At 38.7% G+C, this 19,761-nt stretch carries 19 protein-coding genes; 10 read left to right on the top strand and 9 right to left on the bottom strand.

The window, feature by feature from the left end; all coding sequences use genetic code 11:
- Nucleotides 1-8: 8 nt before the first annotated feature.
- Nucleotides 9-614: a glutathione transferase GstA gene (gene gstA, locus ACU696_RS14250; protein WP_004910457.1), complete on the bottom strand. Its 606-nt coding sequence runs from the start codon at nucleotides 612-614 to the stop codon at nucleotides 9-11.
- Nucleotides 615-920: 306 nt separating this feature from the next.
- Between gstA and ACU696_RS14245 the strand changes: the two genes are divergently transcribed.
- Nucleotides 921-1,787: a DUF817 domain-containing protein gene (locus ACU696_RS14245; RefSeq protein ID WP_042851575.1), complete on the top strand. Its 867-nt coding sequence runs from the start codon at nucleotides 921-923 to the stop codon at nucleotides 1,785-1,787.
- A gap of 58 nt (nucleotides 1,788-1,845) precedes the next feature.
- Here the strand turns inward: ACU696_RS14245 and sapF are convergent, their stop codons facing one another.
- The 7 genes from sapF to pspF all read right to left on the bottom strand — a co-directional run bounded on the left by sapF (nucleotide 1,846) and on the right by pspF (nucleotide 9,646).
- Nucleotides 1,846-2,649 carry a putrescine export ABC transporter ATP-binding protein SapF gene (gene sapF / locus ACU696_RS14240; protein ID WP_004910462.1) on the bottom strand — a complete coding sequence of 268 codons (804 nt, stop codon included), beginning with the start codon at nucleotides 2,647-2,649 and terminating at the stop codon, nucleotides 1,846-1,848.
- A complete protein-coding gene (gene sapD, locus ACU696_RS14235; protein WP_004910464.1) occupies nucleotides 2,650-3,645 on the bottom strand; it encodes a putrescine export ABC transporter ATP-binding protein SapD in 996 nt (331 codons plus the stop codon).
- The gene (sapC, locus tag ACU696_RS14230; protein WP_004910466.1) at nucleotides 3,645-4,535 is read right to left on the bottom strand and encodes a putrescine export ABC transporter permease SapC; all 891 of its coding nucleotides are present in this window, start codon (nucleotides 4,533-4,535) and stop codon (nucleotides 3,645-3,647) included. Before sapC ends, sapD begins: the two co-directional genes overlap by 1 nt.
- Nucleotides 4,522-5,487, bottom strand: coding sequence for a putrescine export ABC transporter permease SapB (gene sapB / locus ACU696_RS14225; RefSeq protein WP_004910469.1), 966 nt, complete (start codon nucleotides 5,485-5,487; stop codon nucleotides 4,522-4,524). The genes sapC and sapB overlap by 14 nt, the downstream gene beginning before the upstream one ends.
- Nucleotides 5,484-7,169, bottom strand: a complete 1,686-nt coding sequence (gene sapA / locus ACU696_RS14220) for an ABC transporter substrate-binding protein SapA (RefSeq protein ID WP_042851809.1) — start codon at nucleotides 7,167-7,169, stop codon at nucleotides 5,484-5,486. The genes sapB and sapA overlap by 4 nt, the downstream gene beginning before the upstream one ends.
- Before the next feature lie 360 nt (nucleotides 7,170-7,529).
- Nucleotides 7,530-8,135 carry a hypothetical protein gene (locus ACU696_RS14215; RefSeq protein WP_004910472.1) on the bottom strand — a complete coding sequence of 202 codons (606 nt, stop codon included), beginning with the start codon at nucleotides 8,133-8,135 and terminating at the stop codon, nucleotides 7,530-7,532.
- 494 nt (nucleotides 8,136-8,629) lie between these two features.
- The gene (pspF, locus tag ACU696_RS14210) at nucleotides 8,630-9,646 is read right to left on the bottom strand and encodes a phage shock protein operon transcriptional activator (RefSeq protein ID WP_109911273.1); all 1,017 of its coding nucleotides are present in this window, start codon (nucleotides 9,644-9,646) and stop codon (nucleotides 8,630-8,632) included.
- 270 nt (nucleotides 9,647-9,916) lie between these two features.
- On the opposite strand from pspF, the gene pspA reads away from it, so the two are divergent.
- The 8 genes from pspA (at nucleotide 9,917) to ACU696_RS14170 (ending at nucleotide 16,539) form a co-directional block, all read left to right on the top strand.
- On the top strand, nucleotides 9,917-10,582 hold the full coding sequence (gene pspA, locus ACU696_RS14205) for a phage shock protein PspA (protein WP_004263893.1): 666 nt from the start codon (nucleotides 9,917-9,919) through the stop codon (nucleotides 10,580-10,582).
- An 80-nt stretch (nucleotides 10,583-10,662) separates the two neighbouring features.
- The gene (gene pspB / locus ACU696_RS14200) at nucleotides 10,663-10,893 is read left to right on the top strand and encodes an envelope stress response membrane protein PspB (protein WP_004910474.1); all 231 of its coding nucleotides are present in this window, start codon (nucleotides 10,663-10,665) and stop codon (nucleotides 10,891-10,893) included.
- Entirely contained in the window at nucleotides 10,893-11,249 is a 357-nt protein-coding gene (pspC, locus tag ACU696_RS14195; protein ID WP_164528910.1) for an envelope stress response membrane protein PspC, read from the top strand. Before pspB ends, pspC begins: the two co-directional genes overlap by 1 nt.
- A gap of 82 nt (nucleotides 11,250-11,331) precedes the next feature.
- Nucleotides 11,332-11,511, top strand: coding sequence for a hypothetical protein (locus ACU696_RS14190; RefSeq protein ID WP_109911275.1), 180 nt, complete (start codon nucleotides 11,332-11,334; stop codon nucleotides 11,509-11,511).
- Nucleotides 11,512-11,593: 82 nt separating this feature from the next.
- Entirely contained in the window at nucleotides 11,594-12,991 is a 1,398-nt protein-coding gene (locus tag ACU696_RS14185; protein ID WP_004910478.1) for a YcjX family GTP-binding protein, read from the top strand.
- On the top strand, nucleotides 12,988-14,043 hold the full coding sequence (locus tag ACU696_RS14180; protein WP_109911277.1) for a YcjF family protein: 1,056 nt from the start codon (nucleotides 12,988-12,990) through the stop codon (nucleotides 14,041-14,043). The genes ACU696_RS14185 and ACU696_RS14180 overlap by 4 nt, the downstream gene beginning before the upstream one ends.
- Nucleotides 14,044-14,282: 239 nt before the next feature.
- Entirely contained in the window at nucleotides 14,283-15,842 is a 1,560-nt protein-coding gene (gene tyrR / locus ACU696_RS14175; RefSeq protein ID WP_004910482.1) for a transcriptional regulator TyrR, read from the top strand.
- A gap of 322 nt (nucleotides 15,843-16,164) precedes the next feature.
- Nucleotides 16,165-16,539 (top strand): hypothetical protein, encoded by a 375-nt coding sequence (locus tag ACU696_RS14170; protein ID WP_042851578.1) that lies wholly within the window; start codon nucleotides 16,165-16,167, stop codon nucleotides 16,537-16,539.
- 78 nt (nucleotides 16,540-16,617) lie between these two features.
- On the opposite strand, the gene tpx is transcribed toward ACU696_RS14170, so the two are convergent.
- Nucleotides 16,618-17,121, bottom strand: coding sequence for a thiol peroxidase (gene tpx / locus ACU696_RS14165; RefSeq protein WP_004910486.1), 504 nt, complete (start codon nucleotides 17,119-17,121; stop codon nucleotides 16,618-16,620).
- 703 nt (nucleotides 17,122-17,824) lie between these two features.
- Here tpx and ACU696_RS14160 point away from each other — a divergent pair.
- The gene (locus ACU696_RS14160) at nucleotides 17,825-19,447 is read left to right on the top strand and encodes a peptide ABC transporter substrate-binding protein (protein ID WP_004910487.1); all 1,623 of its coding nucleotides are present in this window, start codon (nucleotides 17,825-17,827) and stop codon (nucleotides 19,445-19,447) included.
- The last annotated feature ends 314 nt before the right edge of the window (nucleotides 19,448-19,761 follow it).

Raw genomic sequence — 19,761 nt, 5'->3', positions numbered from 1 at the left:
TTTACAGATTAGATTAGGCCTTCCGCTTTTAATGCGTCTTGAACATTAGGGCGTTTAGCTATTTTAGCACTGTAATCTTGCAGGTGGTTTAAGCTAGTCAAATCAAGCCCAACGTGTTTTGCCCAATTACTAACCGTAAATAAATAGGCATCAGCGACACTAAAAGTATCTCCAGCAAAGAAAGCTTGTTTAGCGAGCACGCTATCAACATACTCAAACTTATTAAACAATACCTTACGGACAGTATCTTTATACTCTTCTGGTGTCCCTGGAGTGAATAAAGGTGAGAACGTTTTATGTAGCTCTGTTGAAATAAAATTCAAGGCTTCTAGTTGGTGATAACGCTTCATCGAACCTGGAAGTGCGATCAGGTTACGATCCGGTTTTTGATCCGCAATATATTGAACAATAACAGCACCTTCAGTGAGTTGTTCGCCATTATCTAGCACTAAGGTTGGTACCTGTCCTTTTGGGTTTATTGCTAAAAAGTCTTCACCTTTCTCAGTCTTTTTTTCTTTTATATTCACTCGCTCAATACTGAAATCTAAACCAGTTTCACGCAGAATGATGTGGGGAGAAAGTGAGCAAGCACCGGGAGCGTAATATAATTTCATCATAAAACTCCTAAATTGTTGGATTGGCATTCATATAGCAAATAAACACATATCATTTAAGTATATCATTACTTTTTGTTAACGAATTGCCATCAGGTGCGAGTTAAAAAATAAAACCTAAAATCGGATGGAAAGTATCGTTAATATTAATAGGTAGTGTAAACCCAGCGCTTAAAACTATAAAAAATAAAAATGCATAAATCTAAGATAGTTACCTTATGTAGGGGATAACTATTTTGTTAAACTCCTCGCCTTGTCTTATGAAAGAAAACATACAAAATAATAAAAAATTAGGTGAGTAAATAAATGACCAGTTTGTGTCAAAAATTGAATGTGTTAGGGAAATTAGACCAAATTTTAATGGCACATCAACCGAATAATAGCCATGGCATTAAACGTTTTCTATTAGAGTTTTGGTTTTTCGGTTTAATTAATGCTCGTTCTTGTTTATTCGCTGGTTTTTTCTTTCTGGCGCTATTTTTGGTACCAGCTAAAGGGCTAATTGGCATCCCTCGCTATGACTTGTTATTGATTTTTGCAGTTGCCTTTCAAGCCTTGTTAGTGTGGTCAAAACTGGAAACCTGGGATGAGTTAAAGGCTATTTGTGTTTTCCATTTAGTTGGTTTTATGATGGAGTTGTTTAAAACGTCAGCAACGATTGGATCATGGCAATATCCAGATGAAGCTTACACTAAGCTTTGGGGAGTTCCTTTATTTACTGGCTTTATGTATGCCGCTGTAGGGAGCTATATCATTCAATCTTGGCGATTTTTTAAAGTAAGAATTGAACACTATCCACCCTATTGGATGGCAACATTAGTTGCATTAGCTATTTATATTAATTTTTTTAGCCATCATTATATTGATGATTATCGCTGGTATTTAGCTGCATTTATTATGGGGTTGTATGCCCGTAGTGTGGTTTTTTATACTCCGCTAGATAAAGAACGAAAAATGCCATTATTGCTCGCATTTATGCTAATTGGCTTTTTTATTTGGTTGGCTGAGAATTTTGGGACATTTTTTGGTGTTTGGCAATATCCAAACCAGATTGGAGCTTGGTCAATGGTACATGCAGGCAAATGGGGGGCATGGTCACTATTGGTGATTGTCACATTTACGATAGTCGTTCACCTTAAACATATTAAGGCTAATGTCACGATATCACGCTAAATAACGAGTTTAGTTCATTGTCTGTGAGTAAAATTCATCACAGACAATGGAAAAGCCATTATAAGTCTTGTCGCCAGGCATCTATTGACAGAGGCTCACCAAAGTGGCTTTCAATTAGTCGTCGGGTAACGTCATGAAGAGGGGCGGCTAAAACTTCTGCTGTATTACCACGTTCGACAACTTCACCTTTATCCATCACAAGCATTTTATCGCTGACGTGTTTCATCATCCCTAAGTGCTGGGTAACATAGATAAATGCAATATCTTGTTTTGCTTGCAAATCTAACATTAAGTTGATGATCTGTGACCGCATGGACATGTCTAACGAAGCTAGTGCTTCATCAGCAATGATAATTTCGGGTTGTAGAATAAGCGCTCTTGCCAGTGCAATACGTTGTTTTTGCCCCGATGCTAACATATGTGGGTAATATTCAGCGTGGTCAGCAAGTAACCCGACTTGGCGAAGCGTTTGAATAATGCGCCTTTCACGTTCTATGCCAGTTAAGTCAGTGTTTAATTTTAAAGGGAGTTCAAGCGTTTGACCAATACGCTGCCTTGGATTTAGGGACGTACTTGGATCTTGAAAAATCATACGAATACGCTGGCAACGGTAGCTATAATCACCAAAATTAAGTGGTTGTCCGTGTATAAAAATATCGCCGCTGGTGGGTTCTACAACGCCGGATAACATTCGCGCAAGAGTTGATTTTCCTGAGCCATTGGCACCAATAATGGCTAATGTTTGGCCTGCCTGTAAGTTAAAGCTAACAGGCTTAACAGCTTGCAATTCGTGCCGATGAAATAGGCCCTCACGAAAACGGAAAGTTTTGGTGAGATTACGGACTTCAAGTAAGGTTTCCATTTAAGATTGTTCCTCGGTGTTTAGCGGATAATGGCAAGCAACGAGGTGGCCTTTAATATTGCGCAGTTGAGGCGCATTGATGCAAGTACGTTGTGCATAAGGGCAACGGGGGCCAAGACGGCAACCAATCGGCAAATGTTCAAGAGAAGGAATTGCACCGGGTAACGTATTTAACCGCCCTTTATGGGGAAGAGGGCTTTCAAAATCTGGGATTGAACGGATTAACGCTTGGGTATAAGGGTGGCGTGGTCGCTGTAGGATATCTTCTGGTGTTGCGCTCTCAACCGTTTGCCCACAATAGAGTACGTTGATGCGGTCAACAAGTTTTGACATCATTTCCATATCATGGCTAATGAGCAAAATTCCCATATTATTGTTTTGGTTTAATTTATCCAGTAAACGGAAAATTTGTGCTTGAGTGGTAGACTCCATCGCATTGGTGGGTTCGTCGGCGATTAATAACCGTGGTTGGTTAGCTATCGCAATCGCTATCATGACTTTTTGACATTCACCATCGGTGAGTTCATAAGGGTAACTGCGCATGATATCTTTATGATCTTTTATCCCCACACGGTGTAACAGTTCTATTGCACGGCGTTTACGCCAATTAAAACGTTGCCACCAGCGGCCTTTATATGTCCATCCAGGAATCGATTGGATAAGCTGTTTGCCTATATCAGCGGCTGGATCGAGACAAGATTGTGGTTCTTGAAATATCATGGAGATATTATGACCAATTAACTTACGACGTTTACGTGGGCTGAGTTTTAGTAAGTCAATGTCTTGAAAGCGAAAACGGTCGGCTTTCACACGAATGTTGTCTTTCGTTACGCCACAGATAGCTTTTGCAATAAGGCTTTTACCGGAACCTGATTCGCCGACTAAACCTCGAATTTCCCCTTCAGATAATGTCATTGATACGCGATCAACAGCTTTGACTGGGCCATTGGCAGTCATAAATTCGATAGTTAAATTGCGGATGTCTAGTAGTGGCATTATTCAACTCCCGCATTGATGGCACGGTGTAGCCCATCACCTAAAAGGTTAACAAAAAGCACGCTTATCATGATAGCAACACCGGGTAAGATAACCGTCCAGGGAGCAACGTAGATAAGCTCTAAAGTATCTCCTAGCATGGCACCCCATTCAGAAGATGGAAGTTGTGCACCTAAATCAAGAAAACCTAAAGCGGCAATATCTAAAATGGCAATTGAAAGTGCCCGAGTTAGTTCAGTGACGAGAATAGGAGTAATGTTTGGCAGTACGGTATACCATAAAATAAAAATGTTTGAAGCGCCATCTAGGCGTGCGGCAACGATGTATTCTTTATCTAACTCATCATGTACAGCAACATAGATGGTTCTTACCATTCGCGGAATTAATGCAAGGCAAATAGCGAGCATCGCATTTTCTAAACTAGCTCCCATAAAAGCGACGACAATAATAGCGAGTAATAAGGATGGAATTGATAGCAAGGTATCGAGTATATGGTTAAAAACTGCAGATTTTAACCCGCGAGTCATTCCCGCTAGGCAGCCGAGAACTAATCCAATTAGTGTTGCAATCAGTGTGACTAAAATAGCTGCACCAAACGTTGATTTAGTGCCAATTAATAGCCGACTCAGAATATCGCGGCCAAGGTCGTCAGTCCCAAAGAAGAAGGCAACATCACCATAATGTGACCAAGACGGTGGTGTTAATTGGTAACCTAAAAATTGTTGGTCTAGTGCATAAGGTGCTAGATAAGAGCCAACAAAGCATAAAATTAATAAAACTAACACACCAAAAAATCCCACCATAGAAACCACATCTGATGAGAAGATATTCCATACCACTCGTGTTGGGGATGGCATTTTTTGTTCACGATAAAAATTATCTGAGGACATACCAATCCTTATGTTTTAATGGGTCCATCATGGCGCCTAAAATATCAGACAACACATTTACAGTAATCACTAGTGCGCCAATTAGCATCACGCCAGCGGATATTGCGGAGTAATCTTCTTGGCGGATAGCAGTAACTAACCAACGGCCAAGCCCTGGCCAGTTAAAAACGAGTTCAGTTACCATGGTCAGTGTCAGCATAGTAGAAAACTGTAGCCCAAGCTTAGGAATAATGGGGGGGATAGCATTATGAAAAATATGGCGGCGGATGATTTTAATTCGTGACAACCCTCTAATAGCGGCTGCTTTGATATAATTTTCACTGGCGACTTCTTCGGTGCTATTACGTACCAACCGAATAACCTCGGTTGTTGGTGCGAGTGCCAAAGTCAGAACCGGTAACACCATGTGTTCAAGTACATTGATGATCATATCTTTACGATAGGGTGAATCCGAAAGCCATGCATCTACCAAGGCAAAGCCAGTTACTGTTTTTAAATTGTATAATAGGTCAATTCGACCCGATACAGGTAGCCACCCTAAATGTAATGAGAAAAAGAGGGTTAAAACGAGTGCGAGTACAAATACAGGGACAGAAAATCCTAATAAAGCAAAAACACTGATAGCAATATCAGCTGGTTTATTACGCCAAAAAGCAGCGATAATCCCAAGTGGAATACCTGTCGTTAAAGCAAAAATAAACGCTAAAATGCATAACTCCATGGTGGCAGGGAATGTGTCTTTTAATTGTTCGGTGATGGGTTCCCCGTTAATACTTGAAACGCCAAAATCAAAATGAAGTAAGCCTTCAAAATAAAAAATATAGGCATCGATAAGTGATGCGCCACTCAGTGGTGCATTAGGCGTAAAATAGCTTAAGCTAAAGCTGACTAGTGATAGAAAGAATACCGTGACTAATAAAAGCAAAAAACGACGCAGTGAATAAATTATCATGGTTGCTGCCTCTGTTTTTTCGGAGAAACTTTTTCAGCCTGTTCCATTTCCCGATACACACCGGCAAATGAGGTATTACCAAACGCACTGATCATTAGCCCTTTTATATCATAGCGATAGGCCTGTAAACGTAAAGAGTAGGCAAGGGGTAAGACAGGTAAATCTTCCCCTAAAATTTGCTGTGCCTGATGGTAATAATCTATACGTGCGGCTAATTGCTGTGTCAATAGTGCCTTATGTAAGATTTCATCAAAAGCGGGGTTACACCAATGGCTTAAATTGGTTTGGGAACCAATCGCCGCACAGCTTAGTAGCGGGCGGAAAAAACTGTCAGGGTCATTACTGTCAGTTGTCCAACCTGCTAATGTCATATCATGGGTTCTATCCATTAATTGGTTTTCTTGGAAGCGGCCTTCAACAGAACGGATATTCATAACAATACCAACCTGTGCCAAGTCTGCTTGGATAAGCTCAGCCATTTTTAGTGGGCTAGGGTTATATGATTGCGAAGCGATCGGCACCCATAAATCCAGTTTTAGATTTTCTAACCCCATCTCTTTGAGCATTTTTTTGGAACGTTCGGGGTTATAGTCAGTGATCTTTGCTTGATTATCATAAGCCCATGAGGCTCTAGGTAAAATAGATGCAGCTGTTTCTGCTGTACCGTAATAAATTGATTGCATTAGACGTTCATTATTAATTGCATAAGCAATTGCTTGACGTACTTTTAGTTTATCTAATGGTGGTTTACTGGTATTAAATGCGAGATAGGCAATATTCATCCCAGAACGCATAGAAATCCGCAAACGTGGGTCATCTCGTAATACTTTTAATTGGCTTGCTGCAGGGTAGGCTAAAACATCACATTCCCCGGTGAGTAATTTCGAAATGCGACCAGTTCCTCCGGCCCCCATATCAACAACCACTTCTTCCATACGCGGTAAACCCTTCCAGTAATTGTCATTTCTGAGAAGTCTAACGAATTGCCCGGCTTGGTAGTCATCTAAATGAAATGGCCCCGTACCCACAGGTCGCCAATCAATTAGCTCTTGGCGATTGATACTTGAAAGGTAATCAGCGTACTCGGATGAAAGGACAGGAGCATAGTGTGTTGCTAGGTGCCATAAAAAAGACGCATCAGGTGAATTTAAGCGGAACTCCACCGTATGGTTATTAATTTTACGTATACTTTGGACACTATTGGCAAATTGTAAACTATCGAAATAAGGGTAACGTCCCCCATTGATATAATGATAAGGATGGTTTACCTCAAACATGCGAGAAAAGCTAAACACGACATCATCAGCATTCATATTGCGCGTTGGTGTATACCAAGCTGTGTTTTGAAACTTTACATCTTTACGCAGGTATAAGCGGTAGGTTGCGCCGTTATCGAGAACTTCCCAGCTAGCAGCCAGTTCTGGAACCAAACGATAGGTAAATGGATCAACATCTAATAGCCGATCATAAATTTGAGCACCGAGAGGGTCGACAATTAACCCGCTACTGACTAGTTGTGGATTAAATGTCGTTACGATCCCATTTACACAGTAAATAAAACCTTTTTGGCGTATATCTGCAGGAACCTCGTTAGCCACAATATCGGTAAAGCGCTCTTGGTTATTAAGCGCTTGTGCAGACACAGAAATGAGAAATAAAAACCAAAGAGTTAATAGGCGCATACCACTGACATCGTTAACTAGAATTGACCTATTGTAGCCTAAAAATGGGGGGACAGGGTATAAGCAAAATTTAGCCCAAAAAAGCATGAAAATTAAGCTAAAAAGGAAGTTATTAATATAATGCTTAACTTAAATTATTAAATTAATCATTGAAGTATGTCTTAATGAGAAAATATCTCATTAAAAAGCTTTACAAATGACACTGATAACGATTATCATTCGTTTTGTCACTTAAGCCAAGTGCTTATGTAGACAAGGCATGACATTGCTCACATTGCTTCCAGTGTTTTATTTAATAGCCAGCTTGGGTGCTGGCTTTTTTTTTGTATCAACAAACTCGTTTAGCTTCATTTCTCGTTATTACTCTAAACCCACATAGTGGAGGTCTTCATCGGTCACTTTACCTTGGAGTGTACATAAGAAACGAACCACTCCTCTTTGTTCATCCTTTTCAATAATCAGCATTTTTTCAGCTGCATTTGGGGCCAAGTTATAGTCTTGCGTTGCGTATTCGTTAAACACCCATTGGCCTTGCAAATTGTGGCGGATCATGGGTGAGTAGATATAAGTATTTCCCACCTTTAGAATAGCAATTCTTGATGAAGTATAACGGATAACCTCTTCAAAGCTTTGAGTGGTTTCAAATCCCCAAAAATAGTATTGGCCACGTAAGCCTAAATAGGTGAAGTCATCATATTTATCGAAATTACTATGACTAACAAAAAAACGATTAAAAGTCACAATTCCAGTAGGTGAAAAATTGAGATTAACAGAAACTTGTTCACCATCATCTAATTTCATGTTTTTCAATGCATTAGATGCATCATTTAAAGCGGGATACTCTTTCATTTTCTCGAAAAAAGTCGCATCACAGTAAGAGAATGTTCTCATTAATGATTCTGCGCTGACTGTAGGAGATAAGCCGAGAAGAAAAAAGGTCATAGCAAGTATATTTATATTCTTCATGATAGGCTCCTCATATAATAAATATCATATTAATAGAGATATCATATAAATATATTTCGCACAGTAGTTAAATATGACAAGGTGTAAAAATAATTTAATTGGTTGACATTAACATGATTAAAATAAACATAGTTATGATTATATAATTAACTAAATGTGCTAAAATAAATCATTATTTATGCATGCTAATTAGTATAAGTTACTAGATATAATTATTTTTATTTAAATTCTGTATGTTTTTGGAAAAGGTGATATTGTCTTACTTGTTGTTTTTGCTTATAAATTTATTTTTCTTGAATATTTTTGTTTTGATTTTCCCTATTGAAAATATGTTTTTTTTAGTGAGATGAATAAATGATTTTTGAAACCAAAATATAAAATTGGAAATGTTTAGTAATAAGTAATAACCCAAATTCTTTAATCCTGAATTTTTGATGTTTAAGTATAATACAGTAGTTCAAACAATAAATTCAAATTATTTGAACTACGTATTATTAATTCTCAATGTTTATTTGATGTTTTTTTATTAAGCCTCGTAGTTGATCATAACTTAATGATAACCGTTGTGCAGCTTTACGTTGATTAAAATGACTATCTGTTAGTGCTTGTTTTAATAGCGCTTTTTCGGATTGTTGTTGCCATTGACGTAAATCACATGGTAATGAAGGCAAAATTGTATTCTGTTGTTGGGTATGTGGCATGGGGAGTGAACTTGGTGATTCATGTAGCTCAGCAAGTTTTTCGCCAAATGGGTCAAAAATAATATTATCAACGGGATCAGCACAGTTTCCATGGCGGTATATTGAGCGCTCAATAACATTTTTTAATTCGCGTACATTACCTGGCCATGGGTAGTGTTGCAGAGCTTGTTGGGCATGTAATGTAAAACCTGTAAAGTGTGAACGTTTTAATTCACCACACATTAAAATGGCAAAATGTTCTGCTAATAATAAGATATCAGGCTGCCGTTCACGCAGTGGGGGGAGGCGAATAACATCAAAAGCCAGCCTATCTAAGAGGTCAGCTCGAAAACGGCCCTGTTTGGCAAGTTCAGGTAAATTGGCATTTGTAGCACAGATTAAACGAACATCGACGTGTAATGCTTGGCTTCCACCGACTCGTTCAAGTTCACCATATTCAATGACTCGCAGCAATTTTTCTTGAACGGACATCGGTGCGGTAGCGAGCTCGTCAAGAAAAAGAGAGCCTTTGTCTGCTCGTTCAAAACGCCCTTGATGGCGTTTTTGGGCACCTGTAAAAGAACCGGCTTCATGTCCAAATAATTCAGAATCCAGTAAATTCTCATTGAGTCCACTGCAATTGAGAGAGATAAAAGCTTCTTGCCAGCGTGGGGAGAGGTAATGAAGTCTATCTGCAATAAGTTCTTTACCCGTACCGCGTTCGCCGATAACCAAAACAGGTTTATTGAGCTGAGCAAGTTCAGAAGCTTGTTCGAGTACATCGAGAAAATTACTTGAAACGCCAAGAATAGGTTCGTTGGTTTCTTTCATGGTTTTTTTTACCAATAGTTGGTTGGAAATACCGATGCTTTAACTATAAACTACAATGAATTTTAGAGAAAGTTTATAATTATTTTATTTAAAATCATTGTGATATGAATTTTTGTTTAAAGTTGGCACGTGAGTTGCAATATGTGAATTGTAATAGCTAAATACAACATGCTATTTGTTGTTTGACTAACGGAGCGTCAGGTATGGGTTGGAAGCCAAATCAGGTCGAGGCGCTACAGAATGATTAAATCCATCAAGGGGATATAAATAATGGGTATTTTTTCACGTTTTGCCGATATCATTAATGCAAACATCGCTTCTTTGTTAGACAAAGCAGAAGATCCGCAAAAAATGATCCGTCTGATGATTCAAGAAATGGAAGACATGCTAGTTGAAATCCGTTCTACATCAGCACGCACTTTAGCTGAAAAGAAAGGCTTAGAGCGCCGTATTGAAATGGGCGAAAAACAAGTTGCTGATTGGCAAGAAAAAGCAGAATTAGCACTGGTGAAAGATAAAGAAGATTTAGCGCGTGCAGCACTGATTGAAAAGCAAAAAGTGAGTGCAATGGTTGATACCTTAAAACACGAGCTGATTATTGTTGATGAAACCTTGACCCGTTTAAAAGGTGAAATCACTGAATTAGAAAACAAACTGCAAGAAACGCGTGCGAAACAGCAATCAATGGTTGTTCGTATGGAAGCAGCACAATCTAGTCGTAATGTTCGTCGCCAACTGGATAGCGGCAAACTGGATGAAGCAATGGCTCGTTTTGAACAGTTTGAGCGCCGTATAGACCATATGGAAGGTGAAGCTCAAAGTTATGGTATTGGTAAACAAAAATCACTGGATCAACAGTTTGCAGAGTTAAAAGCAGACGATGAAATAAGCGCGCAATTAGCGGCGCTTAAAGCTAAAATCAATAAAGATCAGTAACAGTTATTTTGATGCACTGGTACGTTAGCAATATCGTATCAGTGCCATAGATAGGTTAACCATATGTATAAGGATATGTGATGGGCTACGTTTTTCTGTCTCTCGTATTAATTATTTTTCTCATTTTTATTCTGCCTATTTGGCTGTGGCTACATTACAGCAAAAAAAATAATGGGCAGGGGAGTCAGCTAACTGAAAATGAAGTACAACGTTTGATGCAATTAGCAGAGCAAGCATCACAGATGCAGCAACGCATTAAAACGCTTGAAGATATTTTGGATGCAGAACACCCAAATTGGAGGCAAAAATAATGACTCAATTTCGCAACCGCAAACTTTATCGTTTAACGGATAGACGTGTGTTCGGTGGTGTGTGTTCGGGTATTGCTGAGTACTTAGAACTTCCGGTTGCTTTGGTCAGAGCATTAGCCGTATTAGCCTTATTTGTAAGCTTTGGTATTACTTTGATTTTGTACATCGTGATGTGCTTTGTTGTCGAAGCGGCACCAAGTGGCTACTGTTCACAGAAAGATATTGGCCCAGAAGTGAGTAGTCTTATTAACCAAATTGATACACAATTAAAATCCGGTGAAATGAAGTTACGCCAGATTGAAAGATACGTTACTTCAGATACTTATACAGTGAACAGTAAATTTCGAAATCTATAGCAAATCGTATCGCCATCACATGATAAGGGATTAGGTTTCAAAACCAAATCCCTTTTGTTTTTTATCAATAAGTGAGTGACATATGGCAAATAACGTTCGTTATCGAATCAAAAAATTTGTAAAGAAACTTATTCTACAAAAAAGTATTCGAATCGCTGCGGTATTACTTATGACATATGGCCCAGCCGGAGTCGTAGGTAAAATCATTAAATTATTGACGAGTAAATGGTTGCTCAATGTACTAATTAAACGGTTAACCTAATACAATTTGTTTTATGCTAAATTATAGTACGCAATATGACGTAAAATGGGTTTAAATTGAAAGGATAAGTCTTGGGAGGAGCATGAAACGACTGCACAGTGAATTAACGGATTTGATGAATAGAAGTGTTGATCGTCATGTTAGGCTCGCAGTAACAGGGCTTAGCCGTAGTGGAAAAACCGCATTTATTACTTCACTGGTGAATCAACTATTGAATGTGAATGCCGGGGCACGGCTGCCTTTATTTTCTGCTGCGCGAGATAAGCGGTTACTAGGTGTTAAACGGATACCTCACCGTGATTTGTCAGTACCACGTTTTGCGTATGATGAAGGTATTGCTTCTCTTTATGGGGAGCCCCCGCAATGGCCAACACCAACAAGGGGAGTCAGTGAAATACGCCTTAAATTACATTACCGCTCAGAAGACTCTTTTTTGCGTCATTTTGTTGATAACTCATCATTATATTTAGAGATTGTCGATTACCCCGGTGAATGGTTGTTGGATTTACCCATGCTAGATTTAAATTATTTAGCGTGGTCTGAACAAATGAATACCTTAATCAAGGGGGAACGCGCACATTTAGCCCAACCTTGGCTGGCATTGTGTGAAAAATGTGACCCTTTAGCGCCAGTTGATGAAAATTTGCTTGCTGAAATTGCCGCTGCCTACACTCAGTATTTAGTGGAATGCAAGGCCCAAGGGCAGCACTTTATTCAACCGGGACGTTTCGTTTTACCCGCTGAATTAGCAGGAGCGCCGGCTCTGCAATTTTTCCCATGGCCGAATGTGGCCAAATATGGCGACAAAAAGCTCGCACAGGCAGGTAAAAACACCAATATTGGCGCACTACAGCAACGTTATCAATATTATTGTGAGCATGTTGTAAAGGGCTTTTATCGTGATTATTTCCAACGTTTTGACCGACAAATTGTGTTAGTTGATTGCTTACAACCGCTAAATAGTGGTGTTGATGCTTTTAATGATATGAGAATGGCATTAACGCAATTAATGCGTAGTTTTCATTATGGAAAGCGCACACTACTGAGGCGTTTATTTTCACCTTGTATTGATAAATTACTCTTTGCCGCAAGTAAGTCAGATCACGTAACACCAGACCAACATGCAAATTTAGTGGCTTTGTTGCAACAGCTAGTGCAAGAGGCATGGCAGCATGCTGCGTTTGAGGGGATCAGCATGGATTGTGTGGGTCTAGCATCAATACAAGCTACCGAAAGTGGTCTGGTAGACTATAAAGGTGAAAAATTACCTGCGTTAAAAGGGAATCGGCTAAGTGATGGTCAACCGTTAATGTTTTACCCAGGGGAAGTGCCAAAACGCTTGCCGAATGAACAATTCTGGCAAACTCAAGGTTTTCAATTTGAAGATTTCAGACCAAGGCCAACGCCAATGGATCAACCATTGCCACACATTCGTATGGACAGTGCGCTTGAATTTTTGTTGGGAGATAAACTGAAATGAATGAACCCTTAAAACAGCGTTTAGATTTTGCTGAACATAGTGAAAATAAGACGAAAGAATCGCTAAAAAAAGCCCAAGTTTTTGATGAACGTGAACTTGAAAAATTTACACCAGTGTCTTTGGAAACAGAGCAGGACAACCAAGAAGGTGAGGTTGAAAGCCTGATTAACGAAGCGTTAAAACCAAAACGGAGTTTTTGGCGTAAATTAGTTGGCGCGGCTGCGGGAATTTTTGGGGTCAGTGTCGTTGCTCAGCTCGGCGTTTGGATCCACCAATCATGGGTAACACAAGATTGGACTGCGTTAGGTGTCGCTGCCGCGGGCGGTTTAATCGTTGTGGCGGGTGTTGGGTCTGTTGTTGGCGAATGGCGGCGGTTGTATCGCCTGAGAGAACGTGCGGAGGAACGGGACTTTGCTCGCGAATTATTGCACAGTCATGGTATGGGGCAAGGAAAGGCTTTTTGTGAAAAACTGGCTAAACAATCTGCGTTATCGATGCAACATCCTGCAATTGCTAATTGGCAAGCCACTCTTCATGACTCTCATAATGATAGGGAAGTTGTTGAATTGTATAGTCGAATGGTTCAGCCTATCCTTGATGAACAAGCTCGTAAAGAAATTAGTCGTTGTTCCGCAGAATCGGCCATCATGATTGCGGTGAGCCCGCTAGCACTGGTGGATATGGCATTTATTGCTTGGCGAAATATTCGTCTAATTAATCGGATCGCGGCAATCTATGGTATTGAACTCGGTTACTATAGCCGAATTCGGCTATTTCGCATGGTGCTCATTAATATTGCCTTTGCGGGAGCGTCTGAATTAATTCGTGAAGTGGGGATGGATTGGCTATCTCAAGACATTACCGCACGGTTATCAACACGAGCAGCACAAGGTATTGGAGCAGGCTTGTTAACTGCGCGTTTAGGTATTAAGGCGATGGAATTATGTCGACCACTACCTTGGATAGAAAACAAGCCACGTTTAGCCGATTTTCGCCATCAGTTAATTGGCCAGTTAAAAAATGTCATTCCCAGCAAAAAAGAAAAAGCGTAAAACAATCGCATTGGCAGGGTGAGTTGACAGTTTTTGCTCACTCTGCAGCATCATTTATTGATTAATGTGTTTATTCTTATTTCAAGCCTTAAAAAATAAAGGAAAACCGTGATTTTATTTGTTGATGATTATAAAGCTTACAAGCTGTCAACAATTTGTGACACAAACACTGTATTCCCTTAATGTTTAAGGCTAAAATACCTTTATTCTCTCGGCTTTTTTGATGAAGGTTCTTACCTATGCGCCTCGAAGTGACCTGCCAAGACCGTATCGGTTTAACGCGTGAATTACTTGACCTTTTAGTTCTACAAAATATTGATTTAAAAGGTATTGAAATCTCTCCTCAACGTAGGATTTACCTCAACTTTACACCTGTAGATTTTCAGGTATTCAGCACATTGATGGCAGAAATACGCCGTATTAATGGTGTTATTGATGTTCGCCGAATTTATTTTATGCCTTCAGAAAGAGAACATAAAGCCGTTTGGGCGCTCTTAAACTCATTTCCAGAACCTGTTTTATCCATAGACAACAAGCTAAATATTGAGTTGATTAACCCAATGACATTGCAGTTATTTGGTTATGATGAGGCTAAAATTCGAGAAAAAACCTTTTCACAGCTAGTTGGTAGTCAAGGGCTAGTACGTTGGTTTGAACGGGAGTCTCCAGAGGCGTACACCGAGAAAGTTGTCATTAAAGGCCAAGACTATTTGATGCAAGTAACACCTATTATTTTGGCTGATGAAAATGGTAAATCCCATTGTACAGGAGCAGTATTACTGTTGAAATCGGCTGCAATTTTAGATAAGCAACGCCAACAAGTTATTGAGGTAGATGGTAGCGGTTTTGAACAAATTATTGCTGTTAGCCCTGTCATGGCAAATGTGGTTGAACGAGCCAAACGTATTGCTATGCTGGATGAGCCATTATTACTTGTCGGTGAAACGGGGACTGGGAAAGATATCTTAGCGAAAGCTTGTCATTTGCATAGTGCGAGAGGAAAAGAACCGTTTTTAGGCTTAAATTGTGCTTCGATGCCGGATGATGTCGTAGAAAGTGAATTATTTGGTTATGCAGCGGGAGCTTATCCAAATGCAGTTGAAGGCAAAAAGGGTTTTTTTGAACAAGCCAATGGCGGAACGGTGTTGCTTGATGAAATTGCTGAAATGTCGCCACAAATGCAAATTAAGTTATTACGTTTTTTAAATGATGGAACATTTAGGCGTGTTGGGGAAGAAAAAGAAGTTAAGGTGAACGTTCGTGTGATTTGTGCAACACAGAAAAATTTACCTGAATTGGTTGCCGAAAAAAAATTCAGAGAGGATCTTTACTATCGTTTGAATGTACTGACATTAACTATTCCTCCATTGCGTGAACGTAAAGAAGATATTCAACCGCTGACCAAAACATTTGTCGCCAGCTTTTCCAAAGAGCTTCATATTGCTGAACCTAAATTGGCACCTTCGTTGATAGAATATTTAAGTAGTTATTATTGGCCGGGTAATGTAAGGCAACTGAGAAATGCTCTTTATCAAGGGTTAACGCAACTTAATGGCAATATATTAGATGCAGATAATATCCAATTACCTGATGTAGTTAATACCCCCGCACTCGCTTTAGATTCACTCAATGGCTCGCTAGATGAAATCACTAAACGTTATGAAGCATCGGTATTAGCACGTTTGTATCGCGATTATCCGAGTACCCGTAAATTAGCTAAACGTTTGGATATTTCTCATACGGCAATTGCCAATAAATTGAGAGAATATGGCCTTAATACGAAAAAAGAGCAAAATTAAATTAAATGTATAAAAGAATAACTTACGTATTCGCAATAATAGGGCTGGTTTTAAGTGGCTCTGGCAAAGCAACAACAATACCGGAAGACGGTTTGAATAAGTATTGCCAATATGTAGTGCGAACAATGGATGAAGTCTATGAAAATGGGGCATTGACTCAATCTTATTTTAAAGACGTATCTTTTTTATCTTGTGTTTGATATGGCAAAACCCTGCTAATACTATTGCTAATTGGTGAATTTTCCTGCTATATAACAAAGACAGCTGCTGTTTTAGGGTATCGTAATCTCATCTGATGGGTTTCAGCCTACAAGGAGTTGCCATGGATCAATTCACTATTAATTTCGTTGTAAATCGTAAGCTACGCGAATACATGAGCCAGAGTCATTATAAAAATGATATGTTTGAGTCTGCCGCCTCAGCCGCCGAACTTTATCTGATGAATAAAGCTGCAGTAAAATATTTAGCGAAGAAAAATCGTTTTACGTGGGAGGCGCTGGTAAAAAATGGCCATAAGCCTCGAGACCTCATTATTGATATTTTGACATCTTGCTGCCCTGTTACCCAGGACCAAGCCTTAAAAGTATTGAGTACGCTCTCTCATACTTTGATTTCTATAATGAGTGACAACAAGTTATTTGCGAATGTTGTTAATGCAAAGAACCACCAACCATTGTATTGGGCTCACGTAGATTAGAGTGGTGTTTATATTATTCAATAAAGCGGGAAATTCCCGCTTTATTGTTAACTACAGTGAACTAAATATGACAAAAGCTTATTTCAAACTATTTAATGCGCTGTCGTAATCAGGTTCTTCAGTTATTTCAGGAACTAATTGGCTATAAATAACGTTATTGTTTTCATCTAGGACAACAACGGAACGAGCGTTCAGGCCTTTTAATGGGCCACTAGCAATATCAACACCATAGTCATTCGCAAACGAGCCGCTACGGAAAGAAGATAGCGTAACAACATTATCTAAACCTTCTGCACCACAAAAACGCGCTTGTGCGAAAGGTAGATCAGCAGAAATGCATAATACAACAGTGTTATCCAAATCGTTTGCGAGCTTATTAAACTTGCGAACTGACGCTGCGCATACGCCAGTGTCGACACTTGGGAAGATATTTAAAACTTTTCGTTTACCTTCATAGGTTTCCAGCGTTGCTTCGCTGAGATCTTTGGTGACAAGGGTAAAAGGTTTAGCTTTTGAGCCCGCTTGTAAAAAGACACCGTTAACTGTGATGTCATTACCTTTTAACTTAACTGTCTGCGACATGAATTTTTCTCCCATTCATAAAGTGAGTCACTGATAACTTAATCTATCTTCTAATAAAAAATCTTTGCGATTAAAGGTTTTTTAATGTGCAGTTACGCAGTGCTGAGTTTTACATTGTACTAATGACCAAATTTTATACGGAAACTTTATCTCTTACCTTGAGTCCTATATGGGGCAAAACAAGATAATTTTACCTACTTTTTATTACAGTATGGTGCATCATCATTATATAACTACTAAGCTTTATCAATGCTTGCGTTTTTTGTTATGCACTTTTTAAACTGACCTATGAAGTGTAACAAAAGGAAATCGGTCTGTATTGGTTTCTTGAGTCATTATTTAATTACCTGAAAAATGATAGAGATAGGGTTATGGTTCTATAATATGAGTATTAATTTATGTATATTTGAGTTAGGAAATCAATTAATTACACGAGAAATGTGGATATTTAAATATGAAAGCATATGATAAATTAAGATAAACTACAGAGTAATTATGACTTGATATTACCCATGTTAGATATAGTTTTTTACATCATAAGTTTATGTTTTTATTGGCATAGTAGGTTTTTCCAACATTCAAATTACCGAAATGAAACTTAATCAGTAAATGCAGTAACGTTGTTAATAATAGCATCTTCATTTGAAATCATTTAACTAGGCTTTTAGTTACCTTTATTTATATTAACAAGATAGAAAATATAATGCATAAACATTCATTTACATCTTTAGCGATTTTGATTTCTTCAGTTTTTGTTACTACACCAGCTATTAGTGCCGTGATACCTACAGGTACAGTTTTAGCTGAAAACCAAGAAGTTACACGGCATTTAAAAGACGAACCCGCATCTTTGGATCCAGTAAAATCAGTGGGGTTAACAGAAGCACAAGTCATGCGTGACTTATTTGAAGGGCTGGTTAACCAAGATGATCATGGAAAGCCGATCCCTGGAGTAGCTCAACGCTGGGATACGGCTGATAATCGTATTTGGACATTTACACTGAGATCTGACGCACATTGGTCAAACGGTGACCCTGTCACGGCTCAAGATTTTGTTTATAGCTGGCAGCGACTTGTTTCACCTGGAACAACATCACCATTTGCTTGGTTTGCAGCACTAGCAGGCATTAACAATGCGCAAGATATTATTGATGGTAAATTGCCAGTTGAGCAACTAGGTGTTGAAGCGGTTGATACGCACACACTAAAGATTACTCTAAATAAGCCGGTACCTTATTTTCCTTCGTTAACGGCTAACTTTAGTTTATTTCCTGTTCACCAAAAAACCGTTGAAAAGTTTGGTAATGACTGGATAAAAGCCGGAAATTTAGTTGGAAATGGCGCTTTTGTTTTATCAGACAGAGTGGTTAATGAAAAAATTGTTTTGGTACCAAATAAAAATTATTGGGATCATCAAAATACAGTCATCACTAAAGTCACTTTTGTCCCGATTAACCAAGAGTCTCATGCAACTAATCGTTATTTAGCGGGTGATCTAGATATTACCGAATCATTTCCAAAACAACGCTATCAAAAATTGTTAAAAGATATTCCTAATGAAGTCTTTACACCAGACCAATTAGGGACATATTACTATGCTTTTAATACTCAACGTGCACCAACGGATGACGTTCGTGTTAGAAAAGCATTATCCATGGCGATTGACCGCCAATTAATTGCGAATAAGGTATTAGGTACAGGGGAGAAGCCCGCAAATTATTTTACTCCTGATGTCACTGATGGCTTTAAGCCTGAAAAAGGGCTTTATAATAGCTATTCACAAAAAGAGTTAGACCAGCAAGCAAAAGTGTTATTACAACAAGCTGGTTTTGGTCCAAATCACCCATTAGAATTAACGTTATTATACAATAGTTCAGAAAACCATCAAAAAATTGCTATAGCAATTGCTTCTATGTGGAAGAAAAAGCTAGGTGCTGAGGTCAAACTAGTTAATCAAGAATGGAAAACCTATATAGATAGCCGTAATACAGGAAATTTTGATGTTATACGCGCATCATGGATAGGGGATTTTAATGAGCCTTCAACCTTCTTGTCTCTGCTCACTTCTCAGCATAGTGGTAATATACCAAAATTCAACAACCCTATATATGATGAGGTTATCGCATCGGCGAGTATTGAAACAAATGCGCAATTACGCAACCGTTATTATAATAATGCAGAAGCTATCATTGCAAAAGAAGCGCCAATCGCACCTATTTATCAATATACCAATGCACGCCTAATTAAGCCTTGGCTAAAAGGTTACCCGATTAACAACCCTGAAGATGTCGCATATAGCCATAGCTTTTATATTATTAAACATTAAAAAAGATCTCAGCCTGCACATGTTGTGGGCTGTTTTTCTGACAAAAAGAAAAAAGCTCCTTCCTCTGGAGAATGGGAAGGAGGACCAAAAAAAGGAATAAACACTACCTTTTTATAATAAAAAACTCATCGTAAATTTTATTGCTCATTTGTGTCAATTATGTGGTTTTATTTAGCAAAAATGGCGATATTTTGTGATTTATGAGGAATTGTCTGTTTTTATAAGATGTTAATCTCATTCTTTTTTCTTTGTTGTTTTATTCATGTATTGTGGAAGTGATTCTTGAAATAATTGCAAAGAATTATTTATTCGAC

Source organism: Providencia sp. PROV_01 (assembly GCF_053098325.1).
Note: the sequence above shows the minus strand (reverse complement) of the source record. Positions and strands in the feature narration are given on the sequence as shown.